The organism is Flavobacterium sp. HBTb2-11-1, assembly GCF_009826975.1.
Lineage (GTDB): Bacteria > Bacteroidota > Bacteroidia > Flavobacteriales > Flavobacteriaceae > Flavobacterium.
Genome location: NZ_WUMO01000001.1, coordinates 901,702 through 914,465 on the forward strand (window position 1 = coordinate 901,702; position 12,764 = coordinate 914,465).

The following is a 12,764-nucleotide window of genomic DNA, read 5'->3' on the forward strand; positions in this document are numbered from 1 at the left end:
GATTTAGGATTTAAAGAACACTAGAAACCGGCTTAAATTCGTTCATTCCGCTAAATTCTTTATACTCTGAATATATTTCAACACCAAGAATTTTCCATTTTCTAGTTCCTCCAATCTGATATTCAAAAGTTTTTTCCCTTTCCGTTTTATTGATATTAATATAGAGTGTAGACCATTCTGTACCACCTATAAATCCAGTTCTCTGAATTAATGCTGAACGAGGATTTTCACCATCACAAATTATATTCAATTGAAATTTTGTGCATAAGTCGTCTTCAAGAGTAATTTTTGAAAGATAGGTATTGCGATTTGAAGATTGTTTTTCGGTTTCCCTATTTTCAAATTCAAATTTTTTATCTTTTTCTTCATTACTTGGCCTTGTGATAAAAGATAAAGCAAAAAAAGAAAAGAGAATGGCAACCGACAAACCCACTTTTGCACGAATCTCAGCTGCTTTTTTTGCGCAAAAAACAAGAAGTCCTAAAAACAGTACAACGTTTAGTATTCCCCAGATTAACTCTATCATGATTTTATTTTTGGTATATCAAAAGTACATTTTTATTTTAAAAACAAGAGAATACTTATATTTAATTGTTCGTCAATAATGCAGTATTATTGTGGAAACTAACAGTTTATTTCCTAGAAAACAAATTCTCAACAACCCAAGCAGGGCCAATTAATAAAAACTGAAGATCTTTTAAGAAAGAAGGTTTTTTACCTTCAATATTATGTCCGTAAAATTGTCCAATCCAAGCAATGACGAAAACGCCGATGGAAAATGCCCACAACGGAACAATTTGCCCGATATAATAATTGATAACTAAACAGATTCCAGAGAATACAGCAATTTTTAGCGCCATTGCAACCGATAATCTGATATAAAAAACAAAAACAAAAAGCAGAACTACAAAAGCCCAGTTTTCAATAATAGGCAAATTTAAGTTTAAAGTATTGGCAATAATTCCGCTCGGAATACTCATTAACAACCCGACGATAGAAAAGTAAATTGCGGGAACGCAAATGTAATGTATCGCCTTGTTTGTTGGGTTTTGGTGACTTACGGCATATTCTGCAAACCATTGATCTAATGTTCTCATTTTTTGTGGTTTTAAGGTTAGATGCGTAAATCTAATGAAATTTCTTTTAGCTTTTACCGTGCTGTATTTTCATTATTTCATCTACAATCGAAATGGCTTTTTCTAAAGTAATTCCGTTTTCCTGATCTAGAGTTAAAGGATGATTCTCTTCGATCATTTTTATTTCTGGAATTAATCCTAAGCCTTGTTCAATGGCGATAGATTTTAGAGATATAGTTTTGCCGTAAGTAGGAACGTCAGTCTGCATCCAGCCAAAATAAGGCTCTTGATTTACTCGATTTGGATCTTCCCATAAATCCATTCTTAGGCAGAAATTATCTTCGCTTATCGTAGTCCATACATTAAAAACCAAATCTTCATGATAATCAATAATTGGAATGGTTAATCTTCCGCGATGAAAAAAATGTTCCTCATCGACATAACACCAGCTTCCTCCATATTCAATTCTTTGTTCTCTTTCTTCGGGCGGAATTGCAAAATAATAAGCAGGAAATTCGTTTCCAAAACACAAAGGCATTTCTTCAAAGACTTCTCCGCAACAGGAACATTTGTAAGTATACATTTTTTAATTATTTAGAGCCTCAGCTTTCTGATTGTACTGAAAAACATTATCCCAAAGTTCATCAATCGTAATAAGTGCTGCATGAAGCGGAATCACATTCCATTTTCCATTATTTTCTATTCCTAAACCGATGCTTTTTAATTTTAATAAAGCGTCGTTTATGTCAAAATCCAAATCGGTATTTAGTTTTGTTTTAAACCAAGATTCAATTTGATGGTCTAGTTCTTCGGCTGTTAAGGAACTTTCACTTTCGTGTAAAAAAGTATACGCGAGAATCGTTTCTTTTAAAGCTTCTTCTTCAGAAGAATTCAATAAAGAATAAAAAGCACCGCTGTTATTCCCGACATTTTTAAAATATAAACTGTCAGAAAGCGTTTTAGAATATCTGATTTTCTTATTTATGAAGTTATTGTATTGGCGGAAACAGTATGCTCCTAAAATTCCCAACGCAATTAAACCTTGATTTAAAGAGGTTTTGCTGTTTAGTAAATCTATGGTTTCTCCTGTTTGGTAAGCTTCATACATGTTTATCAAGGCCGGAATTACTTTGGCGCTTAATAACGAAAGCCCACCAAAAACACCTGGAACCCAAAGCAGCAATTTATCCTTAAGAGACATTTTCGGAATGGCATTAGGGAAAATGGTTTCAAGATCGTTTTTAGGAACACGTTTAAAGATTTTTAATGCAATAGAACCCGGATCGATTGGCATTTTGCCTAATTTGACTTTCTTTTTCTTAAAATAATCTGCTTCGCTGTAATTAAGATAAATAAGCACTCTGTCATAATATTCAATTTCGACTTCTTTGGTCCAGAAAAAGTATTTTTTGACTTTTTCTTTCGCCTTGTGATGCCCGCGCGCGTAGAGTTCGAAATCTTTAAAAGCATTAAAATCGATAGAAAGATTCAGTCCAATCAAATCAGATTCATAAAAGGCGTCGTTTAAAGCCTCCTGATTAATTCTATAGTAATTGCCTCGTTCGAGAACTTTTAGCAGCGTTTCTTTAAAAACGGGAAAACTGCTTTTATTGATAAACTGTTCCCGTTCTTTTTCGCTTAAATCCGGATCGTAGAGCGCGTAATGCTGTTTTAGATTTCGGTTAAGATTAAAAGATTCGTAATGATAATAGTGTTCGATAATTTCGAACAGTTTCTTAAAATCATCAACCTTTTGCGAATCTTCAGCAAAGACAGCAATTTGCTGTTCCAGTAAAAATTCTTTGTTAAACGGAATATAATGTTCTCTAGTCATGCGGACTTAATTTCGTGGCTTTTACAGAACGCAAAAATACTGCCTGAAATTTGATTTTAGGCTTTATGCGTGATGTTTTTTTTAACGCAAAGAGCGCTAAGATTTTTAATGCAAGACTTAATAAAACCGCAAAGTTCGCAAAGCTTTGCGGCAAGATAGTTTTCCCGCAGATTAAGCAGATAACATAGATCTGCTAAATCTGCGACAGAAAAACTTAGCGAACTTTGCGCGTTCTTTGTGTCTTTGCGGTTAAACAAGAAACAAAAAAAAGTGAAATTTCCAATCGGTACCAGCGATTTGAAATCCCACTTTCTGTTCCAAAAAAAAGTGACAAAAAATTAAAAAGCTCTCTAGTAGAAAAACTGTCTAACTAAAAATTATTCACTACAATATTAGGATAAAATAATAGGGTGGCTATAGGTGTTTTTACCTGTTTTAAGAAGAATTTCTCTTTAAGCTTTTAAAAGATGAAAGGCTACTTTTTTGGTACAATATATTTTACTGAAACAATTTTTACTGATTTTATCAGCCCTAAACTTAAAGAAGTTTCTTGATCAAATGTAAAAATACAGCTAGATTTAGCATCAATTCCATAACATGGTGAGGTGGCTTTTGATGCAAAATTTCCAACAGATTCTGTACCATCAACATTCACAGTGATTATTGGAACTCCCGTGACATTAAAGTCGTTAAGATTATTTAGTTTTATCTCCATTTGAATTCGGCTAGTATTTTTACCAGTGTCTGGAGTATAAACGAAATTCAAAATTTCATACGAGAAATTTTCAAGTTCTTTAGTGTTTTCTTCCACAGGTTCAATTTCGAAATCGCAAGCAACCTCTCTTTCATACGCAGGCATATAAGATGATCCTGATGGTGTTTGAATAGTCTGTGCAGGAATAGTAATCATTTTGGTACAATCTCCAGAAGAACAGCCAAAAAAGATTAGAAAAGTGATTGCAATAAAAATCAGTTTTAAAGTTTTAGTCATGTTTTATTGATTTGAAAAGTTGTTCACGAAATGAGTGAAATTATAATATTTTAGAACGTGTAAAAATGCGGAAATTTTAGTTTAGTGCCAATTTCTTTAAGTCGATTACACCTTGAATATATTTTATTAATTCTTCTTTGGTTACGGCATAAGGAGCTTTTTCTGCCTCGAATTCTAAGTACAAATTGGCAATGCTTTCTGCATCGAGATTTTGAGTATGATAATGATGCTCTGCGTATTGTATAAGATGATCTACAAAAAGTTCGCGTTGTTTTCCTTTTTCGATTGTTTCTAGATCGCCCTCTTTTATTTTTTCAATTACAGATTCGGGTAAATCTATGGTGAGGTACATGCAATCTACGGCAACTTTAGAAAGCATTTCTTTGGGGACTCTTCCTGTTGCATCACAATAGGCGCATGGCGCAGGAACCCATTTCAATTGTCGGTTTAAACGGCGGATATCATCCCAATCAACAAATCTTTTTCCAAGACATCTCGGACATTTTATATCAGATCTTCTAAAAAAATTAAAAATGTTCATTGGTTCGTAAGCAGCTTAGTGGTTTGGTTGTGCGGCGAATTTAAAGAATTAAGTAAGAAAAGTTTCTTGGTTTGCCATTTTTTTTAAGAAAAGAATTAACAAAATCATAAATTACAGCAATTGTTATAGATTTAAAACAAATAAAAATAATGATTTCAGAAATTTGAAGTCCCTGTAAATACTTAGGATGTGAGTTTTTTGTATTGTATTTAGATTTAGTGCAAAAACGAAGAGGTGAAGCTTTTTTAGTTGTGCGAAAAATGATACTTTTGTTGAATAGAAAGGTATTGTATTGAAATAAAAAACTTTGAAGAATTTTAAATATCTTTGAATTATGAGCACAGCAACAAAACCAAAACATATTGGCAGAAATATTAGCCGAATTAGAGAGCTTAGAGGTATGAAACAAGAAGCGCTTGCTATTTCTATTGGAGTAAGCCAGCAATCTGTTTCTAATATTGAGGGAAGTGAAACTATAGATGACGAAAAACTAAATAAAATTGCCGAAGTTTTAGGCGTTTCTGCAGAGACTATTAAGAATTTTAGTGATGAAGGAGTATTCAATTACTTTAATACTTTTAATGAACCTAATTTTGCAAATAGTAATGGCGCTTTTGGTCAAAATAATAATTGTTCATTCAATCCAATCGATAAGTTGATTGAATCTTATGATGAAAATAGGAAACTTTATGAGCGTTTATTAGAATCGGAAAAAGAGAAGATTTCTTATTTGGAAAAGTTGCTTAAAGAGAAATAGGATTTTATAGCATATTAATGGAAAAGAGACTTTTGTGAGAAAGTCTCTTTTTTTTTGAGTTTTTGTTGGAGCGAGTTTTTTAGCTGAAAACTATTTTTGATCAAAAATATAAATTTTGAGGTATAAATTTTTAATATGAGTAATCAGGACAATAACCTAAATTTTTGCAAATTTGCAATGCTAAATGACTAGGTGTTATTACTTCTAATTTCTCATCAATAAAATTAAAACTTCTTTCTATTTCTGTACTTGTTTTGTCGAAATAATCTTTTAGCCCATCCTTTATTGCATTCAGGCCTGATGAAATGCCATTCCAAAGAAGTGCTGATTTCCCTAGTGTCCCAAATATTATTATTAAGACTGTTGTTTTACAAATTAAACAGGAGTTTACAATTCGTCCAGATTGATCAATGATGTGTTTGAGAGCTGTATTAAGTCTATCTTTAAGCGAGTTGAATCCATTTAAATAATCTAAAGCTTTTATTTTAAAATTCTGTAAAAATTTAATAGGATTTCTATAAAACTCAGTAAAATTAGATTCGTCTGTTCTAAGTTGATCAAACATCTTGTTTAGTTCTGTTCTTAGATTTTGAATATCATCTTCTGATAAATTGATTGGTGTAGCCATTTTTTTTGTTGTAAAAGTAAATTAAAGCAAGTATATAAGTTTTGTTGAAATATGTTTTAAAATATAAAAAATGGTTTCAAACTTGAATATTAACTTTATATATAAATTGATCTAAAGCCTTTTGCCATTTTTGAACCGTATTATAATTTATTGATTTTATTTTGTAATGACCTTTTGTTAATTCAAATTCTCTATCTGCATTGTGGACGATATTGTGTCTGCGTTTAATGCAATCATTTAATGTAGGCAACAATTCTTTGATTTCTGAAGTAATATCTACAGAGATTTTCTGTAGATGTGATGAAATTTCACTAGTATCATTAAAACTAACATAATTTAGATAATCTTTTACTGATTTTTCTATTACCTTTTCAACTTTTAATTCTTTAAGAGTAACTAAGTCTCCAAGTTCAAATTTAGTTTTTCTGCCATTTTCAGAAGTTCCAGAAAGAGGAATGCTATTTAGGATTTGTGCATTTGAATTTGGTAGTTTTAATAATAAAATATTCCTTAAATAATCTTCTAAAGTTGAGTGGGTAAATACAACAGAAGTTCTTAGTATGTCTAAATTATGTGTAGGTCTTCTTCCTCTACCTTTATTTTCATTCAGATCTTTATAAATTTTTAGAAGATTGGTTATTCTTCCATAATTTTTGTCGAAAATCAGCATTATATCATCTTTATCCATATTATTTTTATTCAGATTTTGCTATGTGAAAAATAGCACATAAATCGAGTTATTTATATGCAATTCAAAAAGATTAATTTGTATGTTTTCTTTCTCGTGTGCAACTAACATTAACGAGATTTATTCCCAAACAATTATACCAATAAATAAAAATTCCCCACCAAGTACTTCTACGCATTTTGCAAAATCAATTAAAAACAAAAAAGCCCAACTAAAAAAAAGTTGAGCTTTTCAAAAATTATCTATATCTAAATTGCCAAATTATCTAATTGGAAGATTGTTCAATAAAATCTGATACTTTCTTCCCACAGGAATAATATCGCCATTAGACATCGTAAGATTTTTGGTCGTAACAGCAGAAATTTTAGTTGTATTTACAATATAAGATCGATGCACTTGAAGAAAGTGTGCACAATCAATTTCGGCACTTATGCTTGCGAGCGAACCGTAAATGACAATTGGAGATTTTAATTTGCAATTGTACAATTTCATGTAATTGCCCAGACTTTCAATGTATAAAATATCAGAAAGCGGTGTTTCAATTACTTGTCCGTTAGAGCGGTAAGAAAGTACTTTTTCGTCGTCGTTGTTTTCTTTTTTAAGATTATTTCCCGAATGATAGGTTTTGGCTTTTTCTATTGCTTTTGAGAATTTGTCAAACGAAATGGGTTTCATTAAATAATCAATCGCATCGTTTTGATAGGCCGAAAGCGCAAAGTCTGAATAAGCCGTTGTTACAATCGTAATTGGTCGTTTGGGCTGTAGTTCCATCAATTCTACACCAGAAATTACAGGCATGTTTATGTCAAGAAAAATAATATCGTATTGGTTTTCGTTGAGCAGTTTTATGGCTTCCATACCATTAAAAGCGCTTCCGGAATGTTCCAGTTCGTCAAATTTGGAGATGTGCGAAATCAAGGCTTTGTGCGCCGGCGATTCGTCATCAACTATTAGACAGCGGTAGGTAAGTGCCATATATTTAATTTTACGATAAACATATTTTTGTCTTTTTTGCAGCTTAAAGTATGTTTTAAACCATATACTTCCAAACGTCTTTTTAGGTTTTCAATTCCGATTCCCGTGCTCGAAAGCCTTGATTCAGTATCCAGACAGTTGTTTTTTAAAGTGAAAGATACATTTCGGCAATCTACTTTCAAATCCAGATTGATAAAGGGCTCTGCAGTTTCGGCCGAAAACTTCACCGCATTTTCTACCAAAGGCAGAAAGAACAAAGGCGGAATCTCGATTTGATCATGCACGCCTTCAATGTTTTGCGTTACAGCCAGTCTTTCGTTTCTAAAGGTATAATATTCAATATACTTTTTAATAAACGCAATTTCTTCCTGCATTAAGACAAAATCTTTCTTAGAAGCTTCGATTTGATAGCGCAGCAAATCTGAAAGATTCAGTATTCGGTCTGGAACTTTTTCTGGTTCTGCTAATGCTTCTCCGTAAAGATTATTCATGGCATTCAATAAAAAATGCGGATTCAATTGCTGTTTTAAAAACGAAAGTTCCGATTTGAAATTCATAATATCTTTATCGGCCTGACTCATTTTTTTAGTAATCACAATGTGCAGAAAATAGAAAAAACAGCCGTTTATGATCAATGATACAATCTGAAGCGCTTTTAAATTTCCTAACCCAACAAGCGGAAAAAACCAATTCATAAAAAAGTAAAAACCTGTCCAATAGACCGCAAGAAGCGTAAAAAAGATTTTAAATCTTTTGTGAAATAAAAAAGGGTTGATGATGCAGATGTTAAAAACCGTAATCCAGACAATGCAAGGGAAATATCCCATGGCAATTTTGCTGAGAATATAAGACCAGCTATGTCCGTTGAGTCTTATTTCGTCATAAATGCAGGCCAGAATGACCAAATAAACAAGTGTATTTACGATTAAGTTTCGTAGAAAAAAATTCTGGTAGATTTTTGCAATTGTCATAGCGGCAAAAATAATATAATCGTATAGTTTGTAAGCATTTATCAGGAATAATTTATACCAACGCCATTCGTATAAATCATACGCCATTGGTATAAAATTGCTGTTAAAATAAGGGCTTCTCCATTATTTTTGATCTGAGTTTCTATAAATCTTTTTAATAAAAAATAAAATGTACCAGTTTAAAGAATTAAAAGATGCCGATAGGGTTGTGGAAATTTTTAAAACAAATGTCCAGGAAGAATCTGATCGGGATTATGTCGTAGCAGTGATACAAAATCAGTTTCCAGATTATAAAATCAATTTTGATTTGGAAGACTGCGATAAAATTTTAAGAGTTGAAGGTGTTGATCTGCAGTGTGATAGTGTTGTAGATTATGTAAGCCGTTTGGGTTATACTTGCGTGCGATTGGAATAGTTTTAGATTTCTAAAAACAGGTGTAAATACGCTAATACATTTGTGTTTTTTGTGAGTATTTTGTGTAATATTCTAATTTCAAAACAAATCTGAAATGCTAAGTTTTATACTTTCTATTTTTCTTTTTCTTCTAGAACAGTTAGTCTGATTTCATTGTTCTCATTCAAGTGTTTTTCCAATAGCTTTTTATCATATAAAAGGTTTACTCTTTTGCGTATTATTTTTCTAATTTTACGCCATGAAAAAAAAGTTCCAACTCTTCGATTTTAGCCAGAAAGTCAATTATAAAAACGAAATTTTAGCAGGTTTGACTGTTGCCATGACCATGATTCCAGAATCGTTGTCATTTGCTATTTTGGCTGGATTTCCGCCATTGGTTGGCTTATACGCAGCTTTTATTGCCGGATTGGTGACGGCGATTTTTGGAGGAAGACCAGGAATGATTTCGGGCGGAGCAGGAGCAACAGTAATTGTTTTGATTGCCTTGATGAAGTCGCACGGAATAGAATATGTTTTTGCCGCCGTTGCCCTCGGCGGTGTCGTACAGATCTGCATCGGACTTTTTAAACTAGGAAAATTTATTCGGTTAGTTCCGCAGCCCGTAATGTTTGGTTTTGTAAATGGTTTGGCGGTGGTGATTTTTATGTCGCAGTTGGCCCAGTTTAAAACCGTTGTCAATGGTCAGGTTGCTTGGCTTCAGGGAACTCCTTTATATATTATGTTAGGTCTGGTTGCTTTGACAATTGCGATTGTTTTGGTTTTTCCGAAGATTACAAAAGCAGTTCCAGCTTCTTTAGTGGCTATCATGGTTGTTTTTGCAATCGTAATTATCTTTAATATTGAAACTAAAACTGTAGAAGATATTGCTTCGGTTCAAGGCGGATTTCCTCCATTTCATATTCCGAATATCCCATTTTCTTTTGAAACTTTAAAAATTATCTTTCCATACTCTGTAATCGTTGCGGCAGTGGGTTTGACAGAAGGTTTGCTTACGCTAAATTTAGTCGACGAAATTACGGGAACAAGAGGAAACAGCAACAGAGAATGTATTGCACAAGGAAGTTCAAATATCTTAAATGGTTTTTTCTACGGAATGGGAGGCTGTCCAATGATTGCACAGACTTTAGTAAATCTTGGTGCTGGTTCTAGAGCCAGACTTGCAGGAATTATTGGCGCTTTGACTATTTTAATGATTATACTTTTTGGAGCGCCTGTAATTGGAAAATTGCCAATGGCGGCCTTAGTAGGGGTTATGATGATGGTGGCGATTACTACTTTTGAATGGGCAAGTTTCAGGATTATTAATAAAATGCCCAAACATGATATTTTTGTTGGAATTTTAGTGGCTTTAATTACAATTGTATTGCATAATTTGGCTTTGGCGGTTTTAATTGGTGTGATTATTTCGGCTTTGGTTTTTGCTTGGGAAAGTGCTAAAAGAATTCGCGCAAGACAGTATATTGACGAAAACGGAATAAAGCATTATGAAATTTTTGGGCCGTTATTCTTTGGTTCTACTACTGCTTTTTTAGAGAAATTTGATATTCAGAATGATCCGAATCATATTATAATCGATTTTAAAGAAAGCCGTGTTTCAGATATGTCGGCGATTGAAGCTTTGAACAATATTACTAAGAAATACAATCAGCTCAACAAAACCGTAGAGTTGGAGCATTTAAGCGCAGACTGCAGACAATTGCTAAAAAATGCTGATGCCGTTATAAAAGTTAATGTTATTGACGATCCTACTTATAAAGTAGTTTCTTAATAATTGTAAATTATTAATGGTGAATTAGTTCGCATCGTTTTTTCTGTAGAGGCGCACCGCAGTGCGTCTTACGCAACGTAAACCCAATATCTGATATACGAAACGTAGACGCACTGCAGTACGTCTCTACAATCAATCTTGTGGTAATCATTATCTAATTTTCTCATTGGCACATTTTCTAATTAAAATAATAATTTGATTTTTGTAACTTTGTGAAATGAAACTAACAGAAACTTTAGAAGATTTTTATACAGTAAAAATAAAAGGGATGCCCGAAAATCTAAAAAAAGAGATCGGACATTTTAATGTTTTTAAGCTGGATGATTACATTGGAAGCACATGTAATCCATTGCCTTATACGCGAAAAGACTTTTATAAGATCAGTTTAATTATTGGAAAAAATAAAGTGCATTACGCTGATAAGGTTGTTTCGATTGAAGATCAGGCTTTATTCTTTGCCAATCCACAAATTCCATATAGTTGGGAGCATATTGACGAAAATCAGACTGGGTTTTTCTGCATTTTTACGGACGCATTTTTTAGTCAGTTTGGGAATTTAAAAGAATATCCGTTGTTCCAGCCGGGCGGTAATCCTGTTGTTCCAGTTTCTGTTGAATTGGCAGAATCTTTAAAAGCTGTGTATTTAAGAATGCTGGACGAAATCAATTCTGATTATGCTTTTAAATATGATGTGCTTCGAAATCTTGTTTTTGAAATTATTCATTTAGCGCTCAAAACACAAACTGTAACTGCTTCATTATACAGTAAATCAAATGCTACAATTCGTGTTTCTTCTTTGTTCTTGGAATTGTTAGAACGGCAATTTCCTGTTGAATCGATTTCTCAGCAGATTAATTTCCGTTCGCCTTCAGAATTTTCAAATCAATTAAATGTGCATGTGAATCATTTGAATAAGGCATTAAAGGAAACAACTGGAAAAACAACTTCACAGATTATTTCAGAAAGAATTGTTCAAGAAGCGATGATTTTGCTAAAACAAACCAATTGGAATATTAATGAAATTGCATGGTGTTTAGGATTTGAAGAATTGTCTCATTTTATCAATTTTTTCAAAAAGAACGTTCAGGTTTCTCCAAAAAATTATCGTTTAGCAGAAATTGTTTGATTTTTGCAACTTCTTGTTTGATTGCTTCAATATTTGAGAAGCACTTCGCTTATACCTTTGTCCTGTAATTATAACGTAAAAAATTAAAATCATGGACAATAAAAAAGTTTGGTTTATCACAGGTGCCTCAAAAGGACTTGGATTAGAATTGGCTAAAAAATTATTAGCAGAAGGTTATAAAGTAGCGGCAACATCAAGAAGTGAAGCTTCTTTAATTAAAGAATTGGGTGGTTTGTCAGAAAGCTTTCTTCCGTTAGAAATGGATTTGGTTGATGAAAAAAGCGTTAAAAATGCAATTGACAAAACCGTAAACCATTTTAAAACAATTGACGTTTTGGTCAATAATGCTGGTTATGGCTTATTAGGCGCATTAGAAGAATTAAGCGATGCAGAATCAAGAAAAAACTACGAAGTAAATGTTTTCGGATTATTAAATGTAATCAGAAATGCAATGCCGATTTTCCGTGCAAATGAAAAGGGGCATATCTTTAATATTTCTTCTGTTGGCGGTTATTATGGAGAATTTCCGGGCTGGGGAATTTACTGTTCTACAAAATTTGCAGTTGCAGGCTTGACAGAATCTTTAGCGGCAGAAATAAAACCATTTGGAGTTCACGCAACAATTGTTTATCCAGGTTATTTTAGAACAGATTTCTTAAAAGATAGTTCATTATTATTGCCTCAAAATCCAATTGCAGAGTACAAAGAAGTGAGACAATCTGAAAGTGCTCACAAAGAAGATATCAATCAAAATCAGCCAGGCGATCCTGTAAAATTAGCGGAAGCTTTAATCAAAGTGAGTAACGATCAGAACCCGCCATTACATTTATTTTTAGGTGAAGACGCTTATAATATGGCGAACCAGAAAATTGCAAGTGTTCAAGCAGAATTGGAAAGCTGGAAATCGGTTTCTGTTTCAACAGCGCTTTAAATTAGAAATTCCAATAGCTGAAATTGCTTCGCCTGTTCGCTATCGTTCGGGTCCAAATTCCAA

15 protein-coding genes are annotated in these 12,764 nt (G+C 32.8%); 5 read left to right on the forward strand and 10 right to left on the reverse strand.

Features of this window, described 5'->3' with window-relative positions; all coding sequences use genetic code 11:
• Positions 1-10 precede the first annotated feature (10 nt).
• From GR162_RS04000 to GR162_RS04025, 6 genes are all read right to left on the reverse strand, one after another.
• Entirely contained in the window at positions 11-526 is a 516-nt protein-coding gene (locus tag GR162_RS04000) for a hypothetical protein (protein ID WP_160781067.1), read from the reverse strand.
• A gap of 106 nt (positions 527-632) precedes the next feature.
• Positions 633-1,097: a DUF962 domain-containing protein gene (locus tag GR162_RS04005; RefSeq protein WP_160781068.1), complete on the reverse strand. Its 465-nt coding sequence runs from the start codon at positions 1,095-1,097 to the stop codon at positions 633-635.
• Positions 1,098-1,143: 46 nt separating this feature from the next.
• Positions 1,144-1,659: a DUF2199 domain-containing protein gene (locus tag GR162_RS04010; RefSeq protein WP_160781069.1), complete on the reverse strand. Its 516-nt coding sequence runs from the start codon at positions 1,657-1,659 to the stop codon at positions 1,144-1,146.
• Between the two features lie 3 nt (positions 1,660-1,662).
• On the reverse strand, positions 1,663-2,910 hold the full coding sequence (locus GR162_RS04015) for a TMEM143 family protein (RefSeq protein ID WP_160781070.1): 1,248 nt from the start codon (positions 2,908-2,910) through the stop codon (positions 1,663-1,665).
• A gap of 475 nt (positions 2,911-3,385) precedes the next feature.
• On the reverse strand, positions 3,386-3,901 hold the full coding sequence (locus tag GR162_RS04020) for a hypothetical protein (protein WP_160781071.1): 516 nt from the start codon (positions 3,899-3,901) through the stop codon (positions 3,386-3,388).
• A gap of 76 nt (positions 3,902-3,977) precedes the next feature.
• On the reverse strand, positions 3,978-4,442 hold the full coding sequence (locus GR162_RS04025) for a hypothetical protein (RefSeq protein WP_160781072.1): 465 nt from the start codon (positions 4,440-4,442) through the stop codon (positions 3,978-3,980).
• Between the two features lie 334 nt (positions 4,443-4,776).
• Between GR162_RS04025 and GR162_RS04030 the strand changes: the two genes are divergently transcribed.
• On the forward strand, positions 4,777-5,199 hold the full coding sequence (locus tag GR162_RS04030; protein ID WP_160781073.1) for a helix-turn-helix domain-containing protein: 423 nt from the start codon (positions 4,777-4,779) through the stop codon (positions 5,197-5,199).
• A gap of 130 nt (positions 5,200-5,329) precedes the next feature.
• Here the strand turns inward: GR162_RS04030 and GR162_RS04035 are convergent, their stop codons facing one another.
• The 4 genes from GR162_RS04035 to GR162_RS04050 form a co-directional block, all read right to left on the reverse strand.
• Positions 5,330-5,827, reverse strand: coding sequence for a hypothetical protein (locus GR162_RS04035; RefSeq protein WP_160781074.1), 498 nt, complete (start codon positions 5,825-5,827; stop codon positions 5,330-5,332).
• 76 nt (positions 5,828-5,903) lie between these two features.
• Complete coding sequence (locus GR162_RS04040; RefSeq protein ID WP_160781075.1) at positions 5,904-6,515, reverse strand: HEPN domain-containing protein; 612 nt, start codon at positions 6,513-6,515, stop codon at positions 5,904-5,906.
• Positions 6,516-6,776: 261 nt separating this feature from the next.
• Positions 6,777-7,490: a LytTR family DNA-binding domain-containing protein gene (locus GR162_RS04045; protein WP_160781076.1), complete on the reverse strand. Its 714-nt coding sequence runs from the start codon at positions 7,488-7,490 to the stop codon at positions 6,777-6,779.
• Complete coding sequence (locus tag GR162_RS04050; RefSeq protein WP_008467116.1) at positions 7,466-8,548, reverse strand: sensor histidine kinase; 1,083 nt, start codon at positions 8,546-8,548, stop codon at positions 7,466-7,468. Before GR162_RS04050 ends, GR162_RS04045 begins: the two co-directional genes overlap by 25 nt.
• Before the next feature lie 82 nt (positions 8,549-8,630).
• Between GR162_RS04050 and GR162_RS04055 the strand changes: the two genes are divergently transcribed.
• The 4 genes from GR162_RS04055 to GR162_RS04070 all read left to right on the forward strand — a co-directional run bounded on the left by GR162_RS04055 (position 8,631) and on the right by GR162_RS04070 (position 12,701).
• Positions 8,631-8,876, forward strand: coding sequence for a hypothetical protein (locus GR162_RS04055; protein WP_160781077.1), 246 nt, complete (start codon positions 8,631-8,633; stop codon positions 8,874-8,876).
• A 238-nt stretch (positions 8,877-9,114) separates the two neighbouring features.
• Positions 9,115-10,644 (forward strand): SulP family inorganic anion transporter, encoded by a 1,530-nt coding sequence (locus GR162_RS04060; protein ID WP_160781078.1) that lies wholly within the window; start codon positions 9,115-9,117, stop codon positions 10,642-10,644.
• A 217-nt stretch (positions 10,645-10,861) separates the two neighbouring features.
• A complete protein-coding gene (locus GR162_RS04065; protein ID WP_160781079.1) occupies positions 10,862-11,770 on the forward strand; it encodes an AraC family transcriptional regulator in 909 nt (302 codons plus the stop codon).
• Positions 11,771-11,861: 91 nt separating this feature from the next.
• Positions 11,862-12,701: an oxidoreductase gene (locus GR162_RS04070; RefSeq protein ID WP_160781080.1), complete on the forward strand. Its 840-nt coding sequence runs from the start codon at positions 11,862-11,864 to the stop codon at positions 12,699-12,701.
• Positions 12,702-12,764: the final 63 nt, after the last annotated feature.

Bases quoted from the DNA above. Each gene is read 5' to 3' on its own strand.
- GR162_RS04000 (WP_160781067.1), bottom strand. From the start codon at position 526: ATGATAGAGTTAATCTGGGGAATACTAAACGTTGTACTGTTTTTAGGA.
- GR162_RS04005 (WP_160781068.1), bottom strand. From the start codon at position 1,097: ATGAGAACATTAGATCAATGGTTTGCAGAATATGCCGTAAGTCACCAA.
- GR162_RS04010 (WP_160781069.1), bottom strand. From the start codon at position 1,659: ATGTATACTTACAAATGTTCCTGTTGCGGAGAAGTCTTTGAAGAAATG.
- GR162_RS04015 (WP_160781070.1), bottom strand. From the start codon at position 2,910: ATGACTAGAGAACATTATATTCCGTTTAACAAAGAATTTTTACTGGAA.
- GR162_RS04020 (WP_160781071.1), bottom strand. From the start codon at position 3,901: ATGACTAAAACTTTAAAACTGATTTTTATTGCAATCACTTTTCTAATC.
- GR162_RS04025 (WP_160781072.1), bottom strand. From the start codon at position 4,442: ATGAACATTTTTAATTTTTTTAGAAGATCTGATATAAAATGTCCGAGA.
- GR162_RS04030 (WP_160781073.1), top strand. From the start codon at position 4,777: ATGAGCACAGCAACAAAACCAAAACATATTGGCAGAAATATTAGCCGA.
- GR162_RS04035 (WP_160781074.1), bottom strand. From the start codon at position 5,827: ATGGCTACACCAATCAATTTATCAGAAGATGATATTCAAAATCTAAGA.
- GR162_RS04040 (WP_160781075.1), bottom strand. From the start codon at position 6,515: ATGGATAAAGATGATATAATGCTGATTTTCGACAAAAATTATGGAAGA.
- GR162_RS04045 (WP_160781076.1), bottom strand. From the start codon at position 7,490: ATGGCACTTACCTACCGCTGTCTAATAGTTGATGACGAATCGCCGGCG.
- GR162_RS04050 (WP_008467116.1), bottom strand. From the start codon at position 8,548: ATGGCGTATGATTTATACGAATGGCGTTGGTATAAATTATTCCTGATA.
- GR162_RS04055 (WP_160781077.1), top strand. From the start codon at position 8,631: ATGTACCAGTTTAAAGAATTAAAAGATGCCGATAGGGTTGTGGAAATT.
- GR162_RS04060 (WP_160781078.1), top strand. From the start codon at position 9,115: ATGAAAAAAAAGTTCCAACTCTTCGATTTTAGCCAGAAAGTCAATTAT.
- GR162_RS04065 (WP_160781079.1), top strand. From the start codon at position 10,862: ATGAAACTAACAGAAACTTTAGAAGATTTTTATACAGTAAAAATAAAA.
- GR162_RS04070 (WP_160781080.1), top strand. From the start codon at position 11,862: ATGGACAATAAAAAAGTTTGGTTTATCACAGGTGCCTCAAAAGGACTT.